Annotated in this window: 19 protein-coding genes; 7 read left to right on the forward strand and 12 right to left on the reverse strand. The window is 59.5% G+C overall.

What is annotated here, in order from left to right; genetic code table 11:
• Positions 1-18: 18 nt before the first annotated feature.
• On the reverse strand, positions 19-2277 hold the full coding sequence (gene katG / locus KUF73_RS02965) for a catalase/peroxidase HPI (RefSeq protein WP_218436537.1): 2259 nt from the start codon (positions 2275-2277) through the stop codon (positions 19-21).
• 113 nt (positions 2278-2390) lie between these two features.
• Complete coding sequence (locus tag KUF73_RS02970; protein WP_218436854.1) at positions 2391-2645, reverse strand: hypothetical protein; 255 nt, start codon at positions 2643-2645, stop codon at positions 2391-2393.
• Between the two features lie 201 nt (positions 2646-2846).
• On the opposite strand from KUF73_RS02970, the gene KUF73_RS02975 reads away from it, so the two are divergent.
• Positions 2847-3974 (forward strand): diguanylate cyclase, encoded by a 1128-nt coding sequence (locus tag KUF73_RS02975; protein ID WP_218436538.1) that lies wholly within the window; start codon positions 2847-2849, stop codon positions 3972-3974.
• A gap of 65 nt (positions 3975-4039) precedes the next feature.
• Here KUF73_RS02975 and KUF73_RS02980 read toward each other — a convergent pair whose 3' ends face one another.
• From KUF73_RS02980 to KUF73_RS02995, 4 genes are read right to left on the reverse strand one after another with little or no spacing between them, the layout of a single operon-like run.
• Positions 4040-4837, reverse strand: coding sequence for a transporter substrate-binding domain-containing protein (locus KUF73_RS02980; protein WP_218436539.1), 798 nt, complete (start codon positions 4835-4837; stop codon positions 4040-4042).
• 57 nt (positions 4838-4894) lie between these two features.
• Positions 4895-6064: an FAD-binding oxidoreductase gene (locus KUF73_RS02985; protein ID WP_218436540.1), complete on the reverse strand. Its 1170-nt coding sequence runs from the start codon at positions 6062-6064 to the stop codon at positions 4895-4897.
• 4 nt (positions 6065-6068) lie between these two features.
• Complete coding sequence (locus KUF73_RS02990) at positions 6069-7715, reverse strand: FAD-dependent oxidoreductase (protein ID WP_218436541.1); 1647 nt, start codon at positions 7713-7715, stop codon at positions 6069-6071.
• A gap of 32 nt (positions 7716-7747) precedes the next feature.
• Positions 7748-9088: an FAD-binding oxidoreductase gene (locus tag KUF73_RS02995; RefSeq protein WP_218436542.1), complete on the reverse strand. Its 1341-nt coding sequence runs from the start codon at positions 9086-9088 to the stop codon at positions 7748-7750.
• Positions 9089-9215: 127 nt separating this feature from the next.
• Here KUF73_RS02995 and KUF73_RS03000 point away from each other — a divergent pair, with 127 nt between their 5' ends.
• Positions 9216-10106: a LysR substrate-binding domain-containing protein gene (locus KUF73_RS03000; RefSeq protein ID WP_218436543.1), complete on the forward strand. Its 891-nt coding sequence runs from the start codon at positions 9216-9218 to the stop codon at positions 10104-10106.
• A 26-nt stretch (positions 10107-10132) separates the two neighbouring features.
• On the opposite strand, the gene gltS is transcribed toward KUF73_RS03000, so the two are convergent.
• Together gltS and KUF73_RS03010 are read right to left on the reverse strand one after the other, a co-directional pair.
• Positions 10133-11371 (reverse strand): sodium/glutamate symporter, encoded by a 1239-nt coding sequence (gltS, locus tag KUF73_RS03005; protein WP_218436544.1) that lies wholly within the window; start codon positions 11369-11371, stop codon positions 10133-10135.
• A gap of 201 nt (positions 11372-11572) precedes the next feature.
• Positions 11573-12154 carry a hypothetical protein gene (locus tag KUF73_RS03010; RefSeq protein WP_218436545.1) on the reverse strand — a complete coding sequence of 194 codons (582 nt, stop codon included), beginning with the start codon at positions 12152-12154 and terminating at the stop codon, positions 11573-11575.
• 321 nt (positions 12155-12475) lie between these two features.
• Here KUF73_RS03010 and KUF73_RS03015 point away from each other — a divergent pair, with 321 nt between their 5' ends.
• Complete coding sequence (locus KUF73_RS03015) at positions 12476-13528, forward strand: metallophosphoesterase (protein ID WP_256345327.1); 1053 nt, start codon at positions 12476-12478, stop codon at positions 13526-13528.
• A gap of 36 nt (positions 13529-13564) precedes the next feature.
• On the opposite strand, the gene KUF73_RS03020 is transcribed toward KUF73_RS03015, so the two are convergent.
• From KUF73_RS03020 to KUF73_RS03035, 4 genes are all read right to left on the reverse strand, one after another.
• Entirely contained in the window at positions 13565-13927 is a 363-nt protein-coding gene (locus KUF73_RS03020; RefSeq protein ID WP_218436546.1) for a cupin domain-containing protein, read from the reverse strand.
• A 13-nt stretch (positions 13928-13940) separates the two neighbouring features.
• Positions 13941-15338 carry an FAD-binding oxidoreductase gene (locus KUF73_RS03025; RefSeq protein ID WP_218436547.1) on the reverse strand — a complete coding sequence of 466 codons (1398 nt, stop codon included), beginning with the start codon at positions 15336-15338 and terminating at the stop codon, positions 13941-13943.
• A 111-nt stretch (positions 15339-15449) separates the two neighbouring features.
• Positions 15450-16733, reverse strand: coding sequence for a glycosyltransferase (locus tag KUF73_RS03030; RefSeq protein ID WP_218436548.1), 1284 nt, complete (start codon positions 16731-16733; stop codon positions 15450-15452).
• 99 nt (positions 16734-16832) lie between these two features.
• Positions 16833-17765 carry a GntR family transcriptional regulator gene (locus KUF73_RS03035; RefSeq protein ID WP_218436549.1) on the reverse strand — a complete coding sequence of 311 codons (933 nt, stop codon included), beginning with the start codon at positions 17763-17765 and terminating at the stop codon, positions 16833-16835.
• 267 nt (positions 17766-18032) lie between these two features.
• On the opposite strand from KUF73_RS03035, the gene KUF73_RS03040 reads away from it, so the two are divergent.
• The 4 genes from KUF73_RS03040 (at position 18033) to KUF73_RS03055 (ending at position 21938) form a co-directional block, all read left to right on the forward strand.
• A complete protein-coding gene (locus KUF73_RS03040) occupies positions 18033-19088 on the forward strand; it encodes a spermidine/putrescine ABC transporter substrate-binding protein (RefSeq protein ID WP_218436550.1) in 1056 nt (351 codons plus the stop codon).
• A 114-nt stretch (positions 19089-19202) separates the two neighbouring features.
• The gene (locus KUF73_RS03045) at positions 19203-20063 is read left to right on the forward strand and encodes an ABC transporter permease (protein WP_218436551.1); all 861 of its coding nucleotides are present in this window, start codon (positions 19203-19205) and stop codon (positions 20061-20063) included.
• The gene (locus tag KUF73_RS03050) at positions 20060-20866 is read left to right on the forward strand and encodes an ABC transporter permease (protein ID WP_218436552.1); all 807 of its coding nucleotides are present in this window, start codon (positions 20060-20062) and stop codon (positions 20864-20866) included. The genes KUF73_RS03045 and KUF73_RS03050 overlap by 4 nt, the downstream gene beginning before the upstream one ends.
• On the forward strand, positions 20859-21938 hold the full coding sequence (locus KUF73_RS03055) for an ABC transporter ATP-binding protein (protein WP_218436553.1): 1080 nt from the start codon (positions 20859-20861) through the stop codon (positions 21936-21938). Before KUF73_RS03050 ends, KUF73_RS03055 begins: the two co-directional genes overlap by 8 nt.
• Positions 21939-21957 lie beyond the last annotated feature (19 nt).

Genomic DNA, 21957 nt, shown 5'->3' on the forward strand with positions numbered 1-21957 from the left:
ACAGACGCCCGCTCTATTTCACTTCAGATCAAAGCGATCCAGGTTCATTACCTTGGTCCACGCCGCCACGAAGTCTTTAACGAATTTCTCCTGGGCATTGGCGGTTGCATAGACTTCCGCCAGGGCGCGCAACTGCGCGTTGGAGCCGAACACCAGATCGACACGGGTGCCAGTCCACTTCACCTGTCCGGTTTTGCGGTCGCGGCCTTCAAACTCCTGATCGTCCTCGGACACGGGTTTCCATTCCACGCCCATGTCCAGCAAGTTGGTAAAGAAGTCGTTGGTCAGCGCCTCCGGCCGCGAGGTAAATACTCCGTGAGCGGTTTTGCCGACGTTGGTATTGAGCACGCGCAGGCCTCCGACGAGCGCGGTCATTTCCGGTGCGGTGAGGGTCAGCAACTGCGCCTTGTCGATCAGCAGTTGCTCGGCCGATACGCGGTAGCGGGTTTTCAGATAATTACGGAAGCCGTCGGCGATAGGTTCGAGGAAGCCGAACGACTCGACGTCAGTCTGTTCCTGACTAGCGTCCATACGCCCCGGCGTGAACGCCACCGTGACGCTATGACCGGCATTTTTCGCCGCCTGTTCGACACCGGCACCACCGGCCAGCACGATCAGGTCCGCCAACGAAATTTTCTTGCCGCCTGCGTTGAATTCTTTCTGGATGCCTTCGAGTTTCGCCAGCACGCTCGCCAGTTGTTCAGGCTGGTTGGCCTGCCAGGACTTCTGTGGCGCCAGGCGCAGACGGCCGCCATTGGCGCCGCCACGTTTGTCCGAGCCACGGAAGGTCGAAGCGGCCGCCCAAGCGGTCGATACAAGCTGCGAGACCGAAAGCCCCGATGCCAGCAATTTGCTTTTGAGGCCAGCGACGTCACTGTCGTTGACCAAAGCATGGTCGACTGCAGGAATCGGGTCTTGCCAGAGCAGTACTTCGTTGGGCATTTCCGGGCCGAGGTAGCGCGACAGCGGGCCCATGTCACGGTGGATCAACTTGTACCAGGCGCGGGCGAACGCATCGGCCAACTGGTCGGGATTGGCCAGGAAACGTCGCGAAATCGGCTCATAAATCGGGTCGAAACGCAGCGCCAGGTCCGAGGTGAGCATGGTCGGGTTGCGACGTTTGGAGGGGTCGAAAGCATCCGGAATGGTCCCGGCGCCAGCGCCGTTTTTCGGTGTCCACTGGTGCGCACCGGCCGGGCTCTTGGTCAGTTCCCACTCGAAGCCGAACAGGTTTTCCAGGTAGTTGTTGCTCCACTTCGTCGGGGTGGTGGTCCAGGTCACTTCCAGGCCGCTGGTGATGGTGTCCGGGCCTTTGCCGGTGCCGAAGCTGTTTTTCCAGCCCAGGCCCTGCTGTTCAAGGCCCGCCGCTTCAGGCTCGGCACCGACGTTGTCGGCCGGGCCGGCACCATGGGTCTTGCCGAAGGCGTGGCCGCCGGCGATCAGCGCCACGGTCTCTTCGTCATTCATGGCCATGCGGCCAAAGGTTTCTCGGATATCCAGTGCTGAAGCAACCGGGTCCGGCTCGCCTTCAGGGCCTTCAGGGTTCACGTAGATCAGGCCCATTTGCACGGCGGCGAGGGGGTTTTCCAGGTTGCGCCCGTCTTCGACGCGGCTTTCCTCGTTTCGCCCCGGCTCGGCAACGAGCGGCACATCGCCGGGTTTCTGCACGGGTTTACTGTCGTCTTTGCCGTAGCGGCTGTCGCCGCCGAGCCATTTGTTTTCCGAGCCCCAGTAAACGTCCTCATCCGGTTCCCAGACGTCCGGACGACCACCGGAAAAGCCGAAAGTCTTGAAGCCCATGGATTCCAGCGCAACGTTGCCGGTGAGCACGATCAGGTCGGCCCAGGAAATATGACGGCCATATTTTTGCTTGATCGGCCACAGCAGCCGGCGTGCCTTGTCGAGGCTGACGTTGTCGGGCCAACTGTTGAGCGGTGCGAAGCGCTGCTGGCCGGAACCGGCGCCGCCACGGCCGTCACCGGTGCGATAGGTGCCGGCGGCGTGCCAGGCCATACGAATGAAAAACGGGCCATAGTGACCGAAATCCGCCGGCCACCAGTCCTGGGAGTCGGTCATCAGCGCCGTCAGGTCTTTCTTGACCGCCGCAAAATCCAGGCTCTTGAAGGCTTCGGCGTAGTTGAAGCCCTCGTCCATGGGGTCGGACAGGGACGAGTGCTGGTGCAGGATCCGCAAATTAAGCTGGTTCGGCCACCAGTCACGGTTCGTTGTGCCACCACCGGCGGCATGATTGAACGGGCATTTCGATTCAGTTGCCATGTGTGAGCTACCCTCGGTCGTGTTCATTGCGCTATCCGGCCCGGTTCGGGCTTGGGATAACAGCGAGTGAAATCAAAGACTCAGGCTGCTGGGCCGGCATTTCGATCAATTGATCAAAGTGGCCATGCGGGTAACGCCAGACAGTTAAGGAAGTTTGCAGGAGCGAGCTTGCTCGCGAAAGGCCTGACGGCGACGCGTTGTTCCAGCAAGTACGCGTTATCGTTAACGTCCATCGCGAGCAGGCTCGCTCCTGCAAGGGTCAGCGTTCGCTTAACTGACTGACATTCGGCCATGCGGGTATTCTTGACAGCGGCAATCGAGTTGCCAACAGGATGACCCACGGTACGCCTGGTCGGTTTCTGGCTCATTCTTATCTCGTTATCAGGTCTCGGCCGGCCAGAGAGCACCGGCGTTAGCTAATGCTAGTCGTCACTTGGCAAGTCAGCTAATAGTCGGAGTATTGGCAGGCGATAGGCGGAATCTTTTAGGCGGGCACAGAGTGTTGCAAGGGCTCATAAGCTATGTGCCACAATAGTCTTTCGTTGCAGCATCATGATCAGGCGGATTGAATGGACGGCCTTGGGTTTCGGCACGAGCAGGATCGCTATATTGCACAGCAGGTGCACGCGGATCGATTACATCAGCTGTTTCGCCAATCAGTTTCAGCGGTTTTCGGCAGTTTTCTGGCCGTTATCATGTTGTGCTGGCTGTGTTGGGAGCGTTTTGACCACAACGTCATCACCTGGTGGATAGCCCTGCTGACCGGTTCGACGATGCTGCGCATCTTGATGTTTGTCGCTTATTTCCGCAGCCCGGAAGTTCAGCGCACTCCGCAACACTGGGAGCGCCGGTACTGGGTAACGCTGGTGATATCCGCCTGCATCTGGGGGGCGGGTGCGTTAGCGGTGATGCCCAGGGACGACCTGCTGGCCCAGGCGCTGGTCATGCTTTTTACCGTTGGCATGTCGGTCAGTGCAGTGTCCTGTTACTCGGCCTACCGCTACATGACGGTGGTATCGATTTCTCTGGTTCTGCTGCCTTGTACCCTGTGGCTGTTGTTCCAGCCGTCGGCCATACAGGTCGGCATGGCCCTGGCGGTGTTGGTGTTCGCGTCGTTTGTGTTCAGTGCAACTCGCAGCCTGGCCAATGCAGTGGAAACAGCCTTTCGGTTGACCCGCGAAATGGAACTGGCACACAGCATTTCCACCCGTGCTGCACAGACCGATGAACTCACGGGCCTGAAAAATCGCCGGGCTTTTTTCGAGCATGCCCAACAGCTATATAGCCATTGCCGAAACTACCAGTTGCCGCTCTGCGCGGTGATGCTGGATATGGATCACTTCAAGCACATCAACGACACCTACGGGCATCAGATCGGCGATCAGGTGCTGCGGCAAATGGGTGTGGTGATTGGCAAGTCCTTTCGCGAGTGCGATGTTCACGGCCGGTTGGGCGGGGAGGAATTTGCGGTGTTGCTGCCGAACACCTCCCTTGAAACCGCCCAGATTATTGCCGAAGAACTGATCGAATCCATTTCCGGGCTGATGACCGGGCCGGTTCACTGCATAACGGCCAGTGTCGGTGTGGCGGCGTTGAACGCCAGCGACAATGATTTGCATAGCTTGATGAGCAACGCCGATAAAGCGCTGTATCGAGCCAAGGCGCGGGGGCGTAATCAGGTGGCGGTGGCGGAATAGGTTTGCAAAAAAACGTACTGCCAGGCGTCGTTGAGTCTCAACTCGACGACGCCCATTTCTTGATTTCAGTGTGGCCAGAGATCGACCGGGAAGTACCGTTCTGATATTTGCGTGTACTTGCCCGATTCATACAATTGCGTAAGCGCCACGTCGATGCGCGTCTTGAGCGCTGTGTCGTTCTTGCGCAAGCCTGCCCCTATACCCAAGCCGTATTTCAAAGGGTCCATTTTGACGCTGCCGGTGCCTTTTTCCTCGAACGCCAAACCGTCTTCAGACTTCAGGAAATCAATGTCGCCCAGCTTGTCGAGAAACATGACGTCAATACGGCCAGCCTGCAAGTCGGCGTTGCACTCGTCCTGCGTGTTGTAGATGCGGATGGTCGAGGCGTTGCTGTAAGCAGACCGGATGAACTCGGCGTTGGTGGTCGAGCCCTGCACACCGATGGATTTACCCGCCAGGCCTTCCGGTGTCAGTGTCAGGTTAACGTTCTTGGGGGCGACGAAAATCCCCGACGTTTCATAGTAAGGGCGCGAGAAGGCGATGACCTTCTGCCGTTCCGGGCTGATGCCCATTGAGTTGAACAGCACGTCGAACTTGTTGGCCAGCAGCGCCGGAATAATACCGTCCCATGCCACTTCCTTGATTTCGCACTCGGCTTTCATTTGCTCGCAGAGGGCGCGGATCAGGTCGGGTTCGAAGCCGGTGAATTGCCCGGTAGGTGTCTTGACCAGGAAGGGCGGATACGGCTCCGCGGCCACCCCAAATCGCAGCGTGTCTGCCGTTGCGTTGGCGGGGGCGGTAAAGGAACACAACGTCATGCCGAGCGAGGCCAGCAACGTCAGATTGCGCAACATTCGTTTCATGGTCGAATCCTTTTTTTGTTGGAGGGATGCAGATTCATTGTTTCGATCAAGCGTTTGCTAAGGCCCTGGAACAGGTAACGGCAGCCATCCCTGAATGGCTCGCCAGTCAGGCTCCAGCGCCGTGAAGCGTGAGAGCGAGAAGGTGGTCAGGTCGGCAAAACTGCACGTCCCGTCGACGACAAGGTCGCGAATGGCATGGCCGCTCGCCGGCGAAAGTCCGAAACCGACACCGGACATCGTCGCGACCGTGACGTTATCCAGTTCGGCGGGGCGATCGATGACCGGGCGGCCGTCCGGGGTGTTTTCGATGAACCCGGCCCAACTGCGGATCATGCGTTTGTGAGCGACCTTGGGGAACAGTTCGGCGAGTCGTTTGGCGATGTTGCATTGCAGCGGCGTCGACTGCGGGCGTGTGCCGCGCAGATCCCCAAGCTCGACCCATTCGTGCGGACCACCACCATACGCCAGGTTGCCGCGCAGGGTTTGCCGGCCATACAAACCATTGCCATCGACACCGCCGACCTCTAGCAAAGGCAGCGGTTCGGTCACGATCATCTCGGCGCGCGCGGTGACGAGCGGTATGTGCACGCCAAGTTGGGCTGCCAGTTCGCCGGTATGCGGACCTGCGGCGATCACCAGGTGATCGCAGTGAATCAAGCCTTGTGCAGTGCGCACGCCCGTCACGCGGTCGCCTTCGCGTTCGATGCCGACGACCGGCGTTTGCTCAAGCACGCGACCGCCGAGATTTTTCAGCGCCCAGGCGTAAGCCTGCAAAGTACGGTGCGGATTGGCGTGACCGCCAAAATGATAGTAATAGCCCGCCAGCACGTTATCGCCAGCGAAGGGCACGAGTTCGCGCACCTGCTGCGGGTCCAGCAGGTCGGCGCGCAACCCGTACCAGGCGCATTCGTCGACGACTTTTTTATCGAGTTTGAGCTGGTGTTCGTCGAGATCGATGCTGATGCGGTCCTTGCGATACTCGGTCGGATAGCCGAGCAATTCATCCATCATCGGCCAGAGCCGCTGTTCTTCGAGAAATAGCGGGCTGTGGTGGTGCGAGCACCCGCCGCCGTTACGGCCCGAGGCGCCCCAGCCAATCAGGCTGGCTTCGAGCACCAGCACATCGACGCCATCGCGCGCCAGCCACCAGGCGGCGCTCAATCCGGTCACGCCGCCACCAACAATGACGACGGACGCGCGGGTGGACGATTTCGTAACTGCCTGCATGCTGTCAGCCCTCGTTATGCGGCGGATTCATTTGACGGACGCTGTCCTGCGGGTGCCTGGCGACGGTCGGTTGCCCGGTGCACAGCCAGAACGGTGTCCACTGCGACGGCATGTCAAACCAAGCATCCCAGTGGCTTCGCATCTGCGGCGTTTCCCCGATCTGTGCAGCCTGTTGCAGTGACAGTGGGCGCACCGGCGGGCGAAACGAGGCCAACGCAATGTCTTCGACCTTCAAGCCAGCGCCGATGCTGAGCAGGGCCGCCACTTGTTCGCGGCAACGACGTCCCTGGCAGGGGCCCATACAGGCCCGAGTCAGACGCTTGGTTACATCCGGGTTGGGTTGCGACGCTGCCATTGCGTTTGCCGACGCCGTATCGGCGGGTGTCCAGTCGAGATAGCGCGGCGGCTGTTGACCCAGAATTTCACTGGCCGTTACCTCTTCGCACAGGCAAACGAAGGGTGCGTTCTGGGCATGGACGGTCGAGGCGCGCACCCAGGCCGCGCGGTTGGCGGCGACATCGCAGACAGGCGCGTCAGGCACTGGCGCTGTGTCGTTCTGGTTGATGTCGATACCCAGTGCGGCGAGGGCACTGAGCGCGGCGATCCGACCTTCGCGTCGGGAAACGTCGTCATCGAGACTTTTTGAAGCCCAGACGCCGGCGCAGTCCCCAGCCACCAAAACGAAGGGCAACGACGTCCGCTGTGCAGGGTCAACCATGGCGACGTGGCCACCACGCTCGGCCTGGAATGAAGTGTGGCAGCCTGTGGCTTCAACCAGTTCAATCGCCGGAATCGCGGCCACGCCAAGCAGCACCGTGTCGCATTCGATGGCCTGCTCAGATCCGCCAATGGCTCGACCGGTCGTGTCGACAGCGACTGCGGTGATCCGCTTGACGCCGAATGCATCCCCGACCGCCTCGCGAACCACATGCGCGGTCAATACCTGTGCGCCATGTTCGACCAACAGGCTGAGCAACGCGGGGTCACCGCTCACCTGTGCGGCCTGTTCAATGATTGCCGCGATCTGCACGCCCTTGCCAATCAGCGCATGGGCCGTCGCCAGTGCTTGGGTATCGCTGCCGACCAACACGGCGCGTTTGCATTCCAGTGCCTCATAGACTGTCGCAAGGCGATGCGCAGCACTGACGCCCATGACGCCGGGACGGTGCCAACCATCAAACGCGAGGCCCATGTCGCGCCGTCCAGCGGCGACGATCACCTGCTTGAAGCGCAGCAGCCAGGCGTTTTCGTCGTCGGCGAGGCCGGCCACGGCACCCTCGATCCACGCCGTGGTGCGTTGTTGTGGAAACAGTCCCCAGACCGCTGTGCCGAGCCGCACATCGACCCCGGCTTCGAGCGCCTCGGCGATTTCCGGGCGTGCATCGAGAAAAGTTTGCAGCACGCTGTTGCGGTTAGAGACCGCAGCGCCCATGCGACCACCGAAATGCAGCGGCACTTCTTCGCCCATGGTTTCCAGGGGCACCGGGTTTTCGTCGACCAGTGTGACGCGCAGGCCATGGCCGGCAGCGGTCAATGCGGCGGCGAGGCCCGCCGGGCCGGCGCCGACGATGAGGATGTCGGTCTCGTCATTGATCGGCGGCGCTTTGCCCGCCACCGACGCCGGATCGTAATAGATGTTTTCTGTTGTCACGGTGATTCTCCCCAGGAGGTGTGGGTATCGGACTAGAACAGCGAGGAGGGCGGCTTGACGTCGCCTTCGGCAAAGCGCGACAAACGCAACTGATGCATGTCCAGTCCCGGGTCGCCAGAGTCGATCCAGTCCGCCAGGGTCTTGCCGACGATGGGCCCCATGGCAAAGCCGTGGCCGCAGAAGCCGGTGGCGACGGCCAGGCCGCGTGGCGACGTTTGCGCGTCGATCACCGGAATGCCGTCCGGCAACACATCGATACCCCCCGCCCAACGGTCGGCAATTTGCGTATTCACCTGGCCGGGGAATGCCGCCTTGAGCGCGCGCATCGCCGTTCCCAGACCCTTGTCGTTGGGTGGGGTGAATGGATTGCGCTGGTGAATGCCGGCGCCCAGTCGCGACGATTCCGACCATGGCAGGCGCTGGTGCAGATCCGTCAGGCAGGCACCGTTCAAGTTGAAGCGGAACGATTTGCGGTGCGCCCACAGCGAAGGCGCATACCAATGCAGTGCGCGCAGATGACCGAGCGTCATGTCGACGTCGACATGAGCGTCGTCGGCGATGTTGAAGCTGCCATCCAGCCGTTGCCGGAAGCCCACGCCGTTGGCGATTGTGGAAATGCCGCTGAGCGTCGGTCCGGACGTGGTCCGCGCCACCGTGCCCCTGACCAACTGCTGTGGCAAGGCGATGCCGAGTAATTTCAGCAGGCGGAACGTCGTGACACCGGCGGCGCACACCACGGTTTTCGCCTTCACGTAACCGCGCTCGGTTTCAACGCCCACGACCTGGCCAGCGGCGACGTCGATGCCTTTGGCGCCACAGTGTTCGACGATGTGTGCACCCAGTTCACGGGCACGCATGGCGAAGGCGCGTGCCACGAGCGTGGGCTCGGCCTGGCCGTCGCTGGCGGTAAACAGGCCGCCCAGTTGTGGCACGGCGTAGCCCGGCAGTTTGTTTGCCACCTCGCGTGGCGAAAGCATCACAGTGTCGACCGAAAAGCTGCGCGCAACGGTCAGCCACGATTCATACCCGTCGCGCTCGGCTTCATTGCCGGCGACAAAAAGACAACCGTCGTTGCGCCATCCAAGGTCGGTCTGCAGTTCGCGCTCCAGCGAGCGCCAGATCCCGATGCTGGCTTGCATCAATGGCACTTCGGCTTCGTCACGCGATTGCTGGCGAACAAAACCCCATGCGCGTGACGATTGCTGACCGGCCAGTGTGCTTTTTTCGAGGACCAGAACCTTGGCCCCCGCTTTGCTAAGGTAGTACGCGCATGCACAGCCCATCAGACCGCCGCCGATGATCGCCACGTCGACTTCACGAGGCAGGTCCTGGGGTGTCCATTGGGTGGAAAACGCCGCTTCTGGAATGGTCATAGGGGGAACCGTCAGGTTGAAAATGACGCGTAGCGCAGCGTCGTTGTTTCGGCTAAGAATGTGCCTCGATTTTTTGAATGAACAGTGATGTATCTGCATTAATCCCATGCGAGGAGCGCATAGAAAGATGAGCCGCCAACTGCCATCCATCGAGCTTTTGCAGGCGTTCCTGACGGTTGCCAAAACGGGCAATTTTGGTCAGGCAGGCGAGCAACTGCACCTGAGCCAGAGCGCGGTGAGTCGACAAATCGCGCAACTGGAGGCGCGAGTGGAGAACCGCCTGTTCGAGCGGCACACGCGCAAAATCGTGCTCACCGCCGAAGGCCGGTCGCTGGTGCCGGTGGCGGAACAGGTCATCGGCCTGCTGTCGGATGCATCGCACATGCTCGCGACGGTGGGCAGAAGCGTCAGCTTGCGCGCGCACCCGACGATGGCGGCGCGTTGGCTGATTCCAAGGTTGACGGGGTTTTATCGTGTGCATCCGCAAGTGACTGTCAGTGTCGACACGGTGTATCACCGCTTTCCCGATTTCGCGTTTGAATCGATCGACGCGATGATCGCGTACGGCACCGCCACATGGCCGGATTTCGAAGCGCTGGAGCTGTGGGAAGAAGAACTGATTCCGGTGTGCTCGCCGGACTTGCTCGCCGGCACGACCCCCGAGGAAGTGCTCAAGACCGCACGTCTGGTGGACTCCAGCATGGATCGCCTGGACTGGCGCCGCTGGCAAGAGTACTACCCGGACTCAACCGGGACCGATAACGCCCACCTGACGTTCGATACCCTGGAGTCCGCCATCGTCGCGGTGAAATGCGGCCAGGGCATCGCGCTCGTCGACGCCGTTCTCGCACGCGATGAGTTACGCACCCGGCAACTGACACGGGTGCACGCCGGCAGCATCATTACCGGTGGACGTTACACGCTGGTCTATCCAAAACGGGTGAAGCACTCGAGCGGTTTTTGCGAGTTCCTTGAGTGGCTGGAACAGGAGATGGCCGCGCCCGGCTCGATGAGTTGAGTTGCATTCCTGTACCGGCAGGGCGGTTAAATCCCACTGAACATGCCAATGATTACCGCATTGACCAGGTCAATGAAAAAGCCACATACGAGCGGCACAATCAGGAAGGCCTGGTGCGCAGCACCGTATTTTTGAGTCACGGTCGTCATGTTGACGATGGCTGTCGCCGTGGAACCTAGGGCGATCCCGCCGAATCCGGAAGCAATCACGCTGGCTTCGTAGTCGCGACCCATACAGCGGAAGACCACAAAATACGTATAGAGGACCGTCAGCAGAATTTGCAGGGTCAATGCGCACAGAATGAACATCAATGCGCCGCTGAGCTGCCATAACTGAAGCCCCATCAGGGCCATGGTCAAAAACATGCCCAGGCAGATATCGGAGATCAGCGACAGGCCCAGGCTGGCACCTTTCCAGGTTTTCAGCCGCTGATCACCTATCACGGCGAGAACGATGTGGTGAATGACGATGCCCGCAAACAGGCAACTGACAAATTTGGGCAGGGTGACGCCGACGTCGACCAGCAGCAGGTTGAGTCCGTAGCCGAGCAGCAGGTTGAGTCCGTAGCCGAGCATCAGGCTGAGGTTGAGCCACATCCACGCCCAGAGCACGTCGTAGTAGTCCAATGCTTTGCTCGGTTGCTGTTCGAGAATGCCAACTTCAAGCGCTGCATCCCCGGAAGGCGTCAGTTGATAACGCCGAATCAGTCGATTGGCGATAGGACCGCCGATCACGCAAGCGGCAATCAGGCCAATGGTGTTGCTGGCCATGCCCAACTCATGCGCGTTACTGATGCCCAGCTTGTCGATAAAAATCGGAGCCCAGGCCAAGGTAGTGCCAGCACCCCCCGTGAGGGAAATAGAGCCCACCATCAACCCCGCCTTGGGGTCGAGTCCAAATGCCTCGGCCACCCCCATGCCCAGCGCGTTTTGCAAGACGATGAACACAGCGGCGAGCACCAGCAGGATCAGCAGCGGGATCCCGCCCTTGAGCAGTTGGCGCATGTCTGATTTCAAGCCGATACCGGCAAAGAAATACAGCAACAAGGTATCGCGAACTTGTAGATCGAATTCGACCTGAATATCGAGACCGAAGTAAAAAACGGTCGTCACCGCCGCACACACGAAACCGCCGACCACCGATTCGGGAATACAGTATTGACGCAGCACGGCGCTGCGCTGGACCAGGGTTTTGCCGAGGAACAGCAAGAGAATGGCGAGGGTGAAACTCACGAGGCCATGAACCGGAAAGAGCTGCGGAGTCATTCAGAGCCCACCTAAAAATATGAAAAATCATTATCAGGGTTCTGCCGTTCAATGTTCAGGCCTGGGTCAATCAACGGGGTGTGCAGCATAGCAGGCAGGCTGGAAGCTACCTGTTGGATGTGGAAGCGAGACGCAGGCCAAGCCGATTGTCTTGGGAACGGACACCATCAGGGAATAATGTTGCCCTCGCGTGTGTCCATGCTAGGTCAGCTCAAATCGCTCTAACGCATAGTCCTTACCTGCCAAGGTAAGTTCGAACGTGGTGGCACCAAACGTTCCCCTTGTCACTTTTTGCTTCACAAGGCGTTTAGCCTGGAGCTGCTTCAGACCGGCTTCAACTTCGGCTGTGCTGATTGAGACAAGTTTGCAAACCGAGTTTAAGGTTGCAACTTTTCTGAAGTTCGCATGATAGGTTAAAGCTTCCATTAATAGCGTTTGGTTATCTGTCAGTTGCGGAAATTGAGGGTTGTTATTTTTGTAAACTTTTCGCTCTATCTCGTGTAGCTCAACGCAAGCGCCGTCAGTGGTGCGGGCGTAGTAAATCGCTACAGACGAAGTGCTGATTAGGATCATGGCAATCATCAGCAATGACCAATTCGGCACTGGCGTTTCCAACGAAAGCCAGTCCCAAAAATGTCGCAGCCAGCCCGTGGTATCTGCCAATAACGTGAGCTCGAAGTAAGTGTTGAGCAGTTTTATGGCAACCCAACCCACAAGGAAAATTCCAGCCGCGTAGGCCATCGCCTTGAACGTGAACGGGGAACGCTCGCCTTGTGCTGCCATGCTACTCGTCTCTAATGCAGAAACAGATGTCATGAGCATAGCAGTGGAACAGGGGCCCTCTTGCAGCCGACCTGAATATCGATGGAGTCGTGGGCATTCGCCGCCGGGTTTGCGCTGTATCAAGGGTGGGTCGGTTTTCTATGAAAGGCAGATTGGTCATGTCAAAACGGGCGTCTTGTGCGAACGCGTTTGATCACAAAAAAACATCACCGACTAAGGAGTCCGGTACGTTTTTTTAACGAAGTGTGAACAACAGGTGTGATGTATTGAGGGGAAGGCTGACGTTAATTTTCCCTGCCAGCATGCCTAGTGAGTCACCGATTGAAACGCACAATTTCCCCCTCGATGGTTGCAAAGCGTTTGGTGCTCGGAAGGATCGTGCTTTGCGCTGGCGTCACCTTCATTCTTCTGCTGATCACGGGTGGTTGCTGGCTCTACATACCCCCCTCGCCGTATGTTCCGCTGAGCGGTCTGGATCCCGCCTCGGTGTCGATGATTGCTGTGGGCGATCAAGGCAGTGGTGATCTTCAACAGTGGCGGGTGGGGCGAGCCATGGAGCGAGTCGCGGTCCATGAGGGGCGGCTGGATATGGTGGTGTTCCTGGGTGACAACTTCTATGGCAAGCCGTTAGCCAGTACCCATGACCACAACTGGCAAACCAAATTCGAGCGGGTGTATTGGGGGCGCTGGTTGAGTCATGTGCCGTTCTACGCGGTGCTGGGCAATCACGATTACCCAATGTCGCAAAAGTACGAGATCAAGTACGGACAACAGCACAAGGGATCGGGCCGCTGGCAGATGCCGACGAATTTTTACGTCAAGGATTTCGGTGACGTCGGCGGTCGCCCCTTGGTGCGAATGGTGTTTCTCGACACCTCGGCGCCGCGTGAAAACTTACAACAGCAAATCGACTTGATTGATCAGGCGTTCCAGGCACCGGGTCCGGCTCCGGTATGGCGAATCGCTGCGTCCCATCACCCGGTGCGCAATCTCGGCGAACATGGTGAGGAGTCGGATCTGGTTGCAAGGCTTTTGCCTGTGTTGCAACGCAACAAAGTCGATCTGCTTTTGTCAGGCCATGATCACAATCAGCAACTGTTGTTGCGTGCGGGGGAGCCCGCGTGGGTCATTTCCGGTGCTGGGGGGCAGAAACTGTATGCCCTGAAAACGCCTGCGCTGGATAGCACGTTCGCCGCATCGCGCGCCGGGTTCGCCAAACTCGACCTGGATGCCCGGCAACTGCGCTTGGCGTATTACAACGATCGTGGCGATCTGGAAACCGGTTATCGCTGGGCCAGAGACTGCCCGTGGATGGCCAAAGGCTGTTTATTGCCCGAGGGGGCGCAAGAGGCCACCGCGCAGTTGGCGCAATGAAGCCGCGTCAGTGTCGATCGCTGACGGTCACCGCCCTTATCCAAGAATGAAATACACCTTGCGCACCGCCGTGAGGTTTTCCCAGGTGCCGCGAAATCCCGCGGCGACCACGAACGAAGAGCCAGGGCCAAAGGTACGACTGACGCCATGCTCGTCGGTCAAGCGCGCAGTGCCTTCGAGGATGTGACACAGCTCGTCGTAGTCGCACTGGCAACGTTCCAGGTGCGGACCGGCCTCCCAAATACCGGCTACGGCGTTTTTCTGCGGCGCCAGAAAATGTCGCCAGCTGCGGCTGCGATAAGGCGCATCGACCAGCGCCGGGTCGTTGATTTCCAGTTCTTTGGGCAGCAGGTCCGGGTTGGCGAAGTCGATGATGTGCTGGGGCAGGGCGGTGGACATGCGAGTCTCCGGATCAAGAATCGAAGCCGATGCCAAAGGCATCGAAGGTTTTGAGCAAAAGGTCGCGGTGGCCATCGCGGTCTTCGCGGGCCAGTGAGCGCTGTGCCATTTTTACCCCCGCAAAGCGCAACGGTTCTGGCGGGAAGCGAAACGGCGCCTTGGAGGTCATCAGCAGCTCGGTTCGCTCCGTGCGTTCGCCGGCCAGCAAGTCGAGCATGTTCAGCGCCGCGAAACGGCTGGCCGATACGCCTTGCCCGGTGAAGCCGAGGGCATAGGCAACACGGCCCTGCATTGCACAACCGGTGAACATCGTCGTGCGCGCGGAGGTATCGATGATCCCGCCCCATGCGTGGCTGAAACGGACCTCGCGCAATGATGGAAAGGCTTGCCGAAACTGCTCGGCGAGGCGGTTGAAGCTTTCCGGTCTTTGGGTCAGTGCTTCGTCGCGGCGACCGCCGAAGTGATAGATCGCATCAAAGCCGCCCCAAAGAATGCGGTTGTCGGCGGTCTTGCGCAGGTAGTGGAACTGGTTGCCTGAGTCGGCGATGCCGTAGCGTCCGGTCCAGCCGATGGCTGTCAGTTGGGCATCGCTCAGCGGCTCGCTGACCAGGGTGTAGTCGTAGACCGGAATCACGCTGGAGGCCAGGTGGCCAAGCAACGGCGGGGCGATGTTGGTGGCGAGGGCAACGTGCCCGGCGCTCATGTCGCCATCGGCAGTGCGCAGGCGCAAAAGGTTTTTGCCCTCCATTAGCTCCAGCACCGGGCTTTGCTCGAATAGTCGGATGCCTTGTGCAAGGCAGACCCGGCGCAGTTCGGCGGCCATTTTTGCCGGGTTGAGCAGGGCGTAGTTAGGTTCGAACACCCCCGCACCATAGAGCGGAGAGTCGAGCTTCCTGGCCAGTTCGCTGCCTTCGAACCATTCGCACTCAATGCCGAATCGCGCGTAGTTGCGCTGCATCGAGCGCAGACCGTCGATCTGCCAGGGCTGGCTGGCCACGTTCAGTTTGCCTTCGCGCTCGAATTCCACCTGCATGCCGAAGTGCTGCAGATCGGCGGCCAGTTCGTCTAGATTCTGCCGACCCAGGCGGATCAACTTCTCGGCTTCCTGTGGCCAGCGTTTGAGCGCATTGGAGACGCCATGGGAGATGCTGGGTGCGCAGAAACCGCCGTTGCGTCCGCTGGCTTCGCCACCACAGCGACGTGCCTCGATGATTGTGATGTTCAGGGTCGGCGAGCGTCGGCGAGCCAGCAGGGCCGTCCACAAACCGGTGAATCCGCCACCGACAATGGCCAGGTCGCATTCCAGGCTACCGGCCAGAGATGATGCGGTCGGAGCTGGTGCGACGGTGTCCTGCCAGAACGGGTGAGGCTGGATGTTGTGGAGCGAATCGTGGCACGGTTGCGACGTCATTCAGGAGCTCCGGTGGTGAATCGAGCAGTCAGAGGATTAAAAGATCGCAGCCTTCGGCAGCTCCTACATGGAAATGCGCACACCCTGTAGCTGCCGCAGGCTGCGATCTTGTCAGGCGTCGGGCAGCGCCAGAATCGCCCGTGCAGCAATGTCCGTGCCGCGAGTCGCCTGCATGCTCCGGCTGAACGCTTGCAGACGCTGTTTCATCACCTGGTCAGCCAGCAATTGTTCGAGGGCTGCGGGCAATGCGGCCAGCGGATTGGCGAAGCGTGGCAGGTAGCGACCGACACCGGTTTCCTCGGCGCGCGCGGCATTGTCGTGGCCGTCCCAGCAGTAAGGAATGATCAGCGACGGCAAGCCGAAGTACAGCGCCTCACAGAAGCTGTTGTTGCCGCCGTGATGGATGAACAGCTCGCATTCCTTGAGCACCGCGGGCTGTGCAAACCAGCTGTCGAGGTACACGTTGTCCGGGACGGTGGTGTACATGTCGCGGTAGGCGCCGACATTGATCAGGAAGCGATAGGGCAAGGTTTCGATAGTGTTGATCAACCGCTTCATCATGTCGGTGTCGGCGGCGCCGAGGCTGCCGAAGCTGATGTAGATCAGCGGTGCTTCGTTGTGCCGTGGAAAGTCCGGAACAATGTACGGCGCTTCGCGGCGCACGCAGCCGTCGAGGTAGACATAGCGCTGCGGGTCCAATGGTTGACTGCGTTCATAGCGCACCGGCGTCGGTGACAGCAGCAAATTGAGCCAAGGCGAATCGACGAGGAATTGGCCGGGCGGGCAGGGAGCCGTGCCGTTGCTGGCAAGAAACTGCGAAAAGCGTTCATGGGCCGGTGCGACGGCTTTCAAGTAATGATCGTTAAAACGTTCACGTTCTTCTGCTTCGCCGCTCAAGCATCCTGACAAATAGGGCGGCACGTTGGCGTCCGGCAATTCGGTTTCAGCGCAGGACACCATCCGCACCCAAGGGCAGCCGGCGTTGGCGATGGCCGGGAACATGACCACGTTGTCGAGGACGATAACGTCCGGCTTCAGTCGGCTGAGCAACTGCTGCAGCGGTTTTTCCGCTTCGATGGCTGTGTCGATGATCGCGTCCCAGGCCGGTGCTACATAGCTGTCGATCTGTGCCAGCGGGGTCTGGTCGAAGTAGGGAATGTTGCGCTCGATGAAGCGCTCCCAGTAGTGCTGGTGTTCCGCCGCCGACAATGGGCTGGCTTGCGGGATCGGGTACTCATCGAAACCGTATTCGGCGAAGAGCCCCTGAAAATGTTCGTGGCAGATGAACACGGGTTTGGCGCCCAGTTCACGCAGCGATTGGGCGATGCCAATGCAGTTCAGGGCCGCGCCGAAACTGGCTTCCGGAAACAGGGCGATCAGTTTTTGTTTTTGCATGGCGATGCCATATCCATGGCGGGGAAACCCCGCCGTTCCTGAAGATGATTGGATGCTGTCTTATTTTATAAAAAAAATCATCATGTTTTTTGAGGTGCCTCAGCGGCGACCGAACAGATGGCCCTGAGGGATACCGCGGTTTGCGGTTTGCGGGCGTTGCGCGGCGCTCAGGCGCAGGTGCAGGCGTAGCAGGTCGGCGGCGATCTCCATCTGCCCGCGTTCGATGTGCGCAATGATTTGCAGGTGTTCGCGCAGCGCCTCTTGCAAGCGGTGCACGCTGACCGATGGCAGCAGATTCGGCAGGCGTCGCAGGCTCTGATGTTGGAGCAGGGCGTCGCCAATAAAGCGGTTGCCGCAGCTCTGGGCGAGGAGTTCGTGGAAGCTGATGTCCAGCTCACGGAACTGCTGGGTATCGAAGTCTTCTACGGGTCTTGAAAGCAGCGATTGCATGGCTCCGCGCAGCAATGCCAGGCGTTGTGGGTCGGCATTGAAGTGCGAGCCGAGCAGTGCCTCCGGCTCCAGAATCAGGCGGAATTTCAGGCTTTCTTCAAGTGCCGCGAGGCTGTTCAGTGAGGGGCGAAACAGCCAGGACTGGCCGGGACCACGCTCGATGGCCTGACTTTCGCTCAGTTGTTGCAGGGCTTTTTGTGCCGCGGGGCGGCCAATGTCGTAACGACGCATCAGCTCGCTGATGCTGATGCTGTCGCCCAGGCGCCCGGCCATGCGATCGCGCAAGACCGAGGCGGCCAGCTCTTCCTCTTCCGCTTGCGGCAACGCGGCGTTGAACGCCTGGCCTGCTGGCGCTGGGAGCAGGCGATAGCCTTTGCCGGCTTCATGGCTCAGCAGGTTTTCTTCCAGCAACACTTTCAGTGCGCCGCGAATCAGCGTGCGCGAGACCTGAAAGGTTCGCGCCAATGCCTGCTCGGCAACCGGGTCGCCGGCCACCAGCCCGGCTTCCTGTGTGTGCTCCAGAATCCGCCGGGCAAGTTCGAGGTGGTTGCTGCGGGGTTTTTTCTCGGCTGTTGTGCTCAAGCGTCTTATCTCGGTTCGGTCGCTTCGGACTCAGGTGCTCATCTTATGTCATGCGTTGCGCAATCGTCAGGGTGTACATCTCCAATGCTGCGGCAGCGCCTACAAGGTTTGCGTTGCCTGTGTGTGCCGGGCGTACGTGATGAATCGGAAAAAAGCGTTGACATCTTTTCTTGCTGGTCCTAATTTCTAAAAAAAAACACATGTAGTCGTTTCTCGTTTAGCCGTACTGCCTTCGAAACAACAATAAACAATCGTCGGGTGAGTATTATGAGAAAGCTGAAAGACGTGCTGTGCATAGGGTTGGCCGTTTCCCTGGCGATCGCTGCGCAGGCTGCAAGCGCGAAAGACATGGTGATTTCCATCTGGGACGGCTACATGGCCCCGGATGCGCTGGACAAGTTCAAGGCCGCCAGCGGCGTTGAAGTCGACAAGTCCCTGCACGCCACCAACGAAGAAATCATGGGCAAGCTCATGGCGTCCGGTGGTGAAGGTTATGACGTGGTCTTTGTCTCCTCGCCCTTCGCTGAAATCCTGCACAAACAAGGGCTGCTGGCCGACATCGATCCGGTCAAGGTGCCCAACCTCAAAAACCTCTACCCCGAAGCCAGTCGCCTGGAATATGACCCCGGCAACCACTTCTCCGTGCCTTACACCTGGGGCACGACCGGCATCTGCTATCGCACCGACAAGGTGGCGCCAGCGCCGCAAAGCTGGAACGATCTGCTCAATCCAAGCGATGCGCTCAAAGGCAAGGTCACGATGTTGGCCACCGATCGCTGGATGCTCGGCGCCGGTTTCCTTGCCAAGGGTTGGTCGGTCAACGACAGCGATCCGGCTCAGATCGCCGCGGTTCGCGATCAACTGATCGCCACCAAAAAACGCATTCTCGCCTTCGACGACACCACGTTCTATTCCAAGCTCGCTTCCGGTGAGTCGCTGATGGCGCACGCCTGGGATGGCTGGTGCAACTACGGCACCCAAGCCAATGCGGCGATCAAATTTGTGGTGCCCAAGGAAGGTTCCGACCTGTGGGTGGACACCATGGTCGTGCTGAAAAGCTCGAAGCATCAGGACGAAGCCTTCAAGTTCGTCAACTTCATGCTGGCCAAGGAAAACCACGCCTGGGTCGCGGAAAACATCCTCTACAAAGTCCCCAACCAAGCCGCCATGGCCGACCTCTCCCCGGACCTGCTCAAGCAATACCCCAACTTGACCATCGCCCCGAGCGAGCTGGTAAAAATGGAACAATTGCGCGATCTGGGCGGCACCACGCAAAAGGCCTACACCCGGGCCGTCACCGAAATCATGGCTGCACAGAACTAAGCCTCAAAAAACGTAAGCCGCGCAACACGTAAGCCGTACACAACCGAGGCATGCCCCGCATGCCTTCGCCACGCTCGCAGGCCGCCTCTGTTCGGAGGCGGGAGGATATGGGTAATGAGTGCTTTGCATGCTGACAGGCGCCTGTCGGCCTGGCTTCTTGCGCCCGGCTTCGGCTGGCTGCTGACTTTTCTGGTGATTCCTTGCTTGCTGGTGCTGGTCTACAGCTTCGTCGAGCGCGGTGCTTATGGCGGTATCGACTGGCTGTTTACCTGGGAAAACTACCAGCGCGCGTTTGACCCGCTGTACCTCGGGATCTTGCTCAAATCGGCAAAAATCGCGGGTCTCGCCACGGTGTTTGCGGTGCTGATCGGTTACCCGGCAGCGTATGCGATCGCCCGTGCGCCACGGCGTCGGCAAGCGGTGTTTCTGTTTCTGGTGATGTTGCCGTTCTGGAGCAACTACCTGATCCGCACCTATGCCTGGATCGTCCTGCTCAATCGCGAAGGTTTGATCAACCGCCTGCTGCAACTGTTCGGCTACAGCGGCGAACCCATCAGCTTGCTGTACACCGAATCGTCGGTAGTGCTGGGGCTGGTCTACAACTACATCCCGTTTGTGATCCTGGCGATTTTCTCTTCGCTGTCGCGCATCAATAACGAACTCTGGGACGCCTCGAAAGACCTCGGTGCTTCGGGCTGGATGACCTTTCGACGAATCATTCTGCCGCTGAGCGTGCCCGGCATTGCCGCCGGCGCGGTGTTTGTCTTCGTCCTCAGTATCGGCAACTTCATCACCGCCGACTTGCTGGGCGGCAAGCAGGTGCAGATGGTCGGCAACCTGATCTACTCGCAGTTCCTCACGGCGCGGGACTGGCCGTTCGGCGCAGCGCTGAGCTTCTTCCTGATCGCCATCATGCTGATCCTGTTGTTCATCCAGGCACTGGTGGCCCGCCGTGCAGAAGGGGCGCGCTCATGAGTCAACCACGTTCTGTCGGCGGTACAGTGCTCAGTGCGCATCTGGGGTTGGTCTACGCCTTTCTCTATGTGCCGATCCTGGTGTTGATCCTGTTGTCATTCAATAAGTCCGGTTTGCCGACGGCGTGGGGCGGTGTGTCCCTGAAGTGGTACACGGCGCTGGCGCATAATTCGGCGATTTTGTCGGCGGCACTCAACACCTTGATCGTCGCGTTGTCGGCGACCTTCATTGCCTGTGTGCTCGGCACGCTGCTGGCGCTGGGCATCGAGATGCGCCGCAAGGGCGATGATAAGGGGCAAGTGGTCGACACCTTGCTGATGGCGCCGATGATCATTCCCGACATCGTCCTGGCCATCGCGCTGTTGAGCTTCTTCAACCTGCTCAAGGTTGGATTGGGCCTGCACTCGATCATCATCAGCCACGCGGTGTTCAACATCGCTTTCGTCTGTGCGGTGGTGCGCACGCGGCTCAAGCATTTCGACTATTCGATTCTTGAAGCCTCGATCGACCTTGGCGCGAGTTGGTTCACCACCTTTCGCCGGGTGCTGTTGCCAGCGATTTTTCCCGGTGTGCTGGCGGGTGGTTTGCTCGCGTTCACCCTGTCGGTGGACGAATTCATCATCGCCTTTTTCAACTCGGGCTCCGGCCAGGCTTCCACCACGTTACCGATGCAGATCTACGCCATGATCCGTTTCGGCGTGACCCCGGAAATCAACGCTCTGGCGACGCTGGTGATGCTGGTCAGCATTACCGCGCTGCTGGCTTCGCAGCGTCTCAACAAGGCTCCTCGCACCCATGAATAATTCTTCTGCGGTACTTATCCTGGACAAAGTCAGCAAGTCTTATGGCAATGGTCTGGCCGTCGACGAGGTGTCGCTGAACATCCGCGAGAACGAGTTCTTCGCGCTGCTGGGGCCGTCCGGCTGCGGCAAAACCACGCTGTTGCGGATGCTCGCGGGGTTTGAGACGCCTAGTGGCGGCTGCATCTATCTGGACGGCAAGGACATCTCGCCGCTGCCGGCCAACAAGCGTCCGCTGAACCTGATGTTCCAGTCCTATGCGCTGTTCCCCAACATGACCGTACGCAAGAACATTGCCTACGGCCTGGAAATGGAGCGCTTGCCGGAAGCGGAAATCCGCCGCCGGGTCGATGAAGTGCTGAGCACCGCGCAACTCGGTGAACTGGCCGAGCGCAAGCCGGATCAGCTCTCCGGTGGTCAGCGTCAGCGCGTTGCCCTGGCACGGGCGCTGGTCAAGCGACCACGGGTGTTGCTGCTCGATGAACCGCTGGGCGCACTGGATAAGAAGCTTCGGGAAAAAATGCAGCTGGAACTCAAGCGCCTGCAACTCGAAAGCGGCATAACGTTCATCATCGTCACCCACGATCAGGAAGAAGCGTTGGTGATGTCTGATCGCATGGCGGTGCTCGACGGCGGCAAGGTCTGCCAGTGCGGCAGCCCGACCGAACTTTACGAAAACCCCAACAGCCGGTTTGTCGCCAACTTCATCGGGGTCAGCAATCTGTTTGAAGGTGTTCGTTCAGGGGAGCGCTCGGTACGGGTCAACGGCCAGGAGTTGGTAGTCGAGACCGACGCGCCGCTCGTGCCCGGTCAATCAGTCGCCGTTGTGGTGCGCCCGGAACGTCTGCAAGTGTTGGGCGAGCAGAGCAGCGATTGCGCCAACCAGGTCAGCGGCAAGATCGTTGAAATTGCCTACCACGGCCTTGACACCAACGTGCATGTGCAGACGTCGCTCAGCGACAAAGCCTTGATCGTCCGCGTGCCTTCTTCGCAATTCGAATTCGCTCATTTTGCTATCGGTATGACCATCCGCTTGGGCTGGCAGCCTCGCCATGCCCGTGTTTTGACGCGCTGAACAATAAAAAGACCAGGCA

It is taken from the genome of Pseudomonas sp. PD9R (genome assembly GCF_019200975.1).
Classification (GTDB): domain Bacteria; phylum Pseudomonadota; class Gammaproteobacteria; order Pseudomonadales; family Pseudomonadaceae; genus Aquipseudomonas.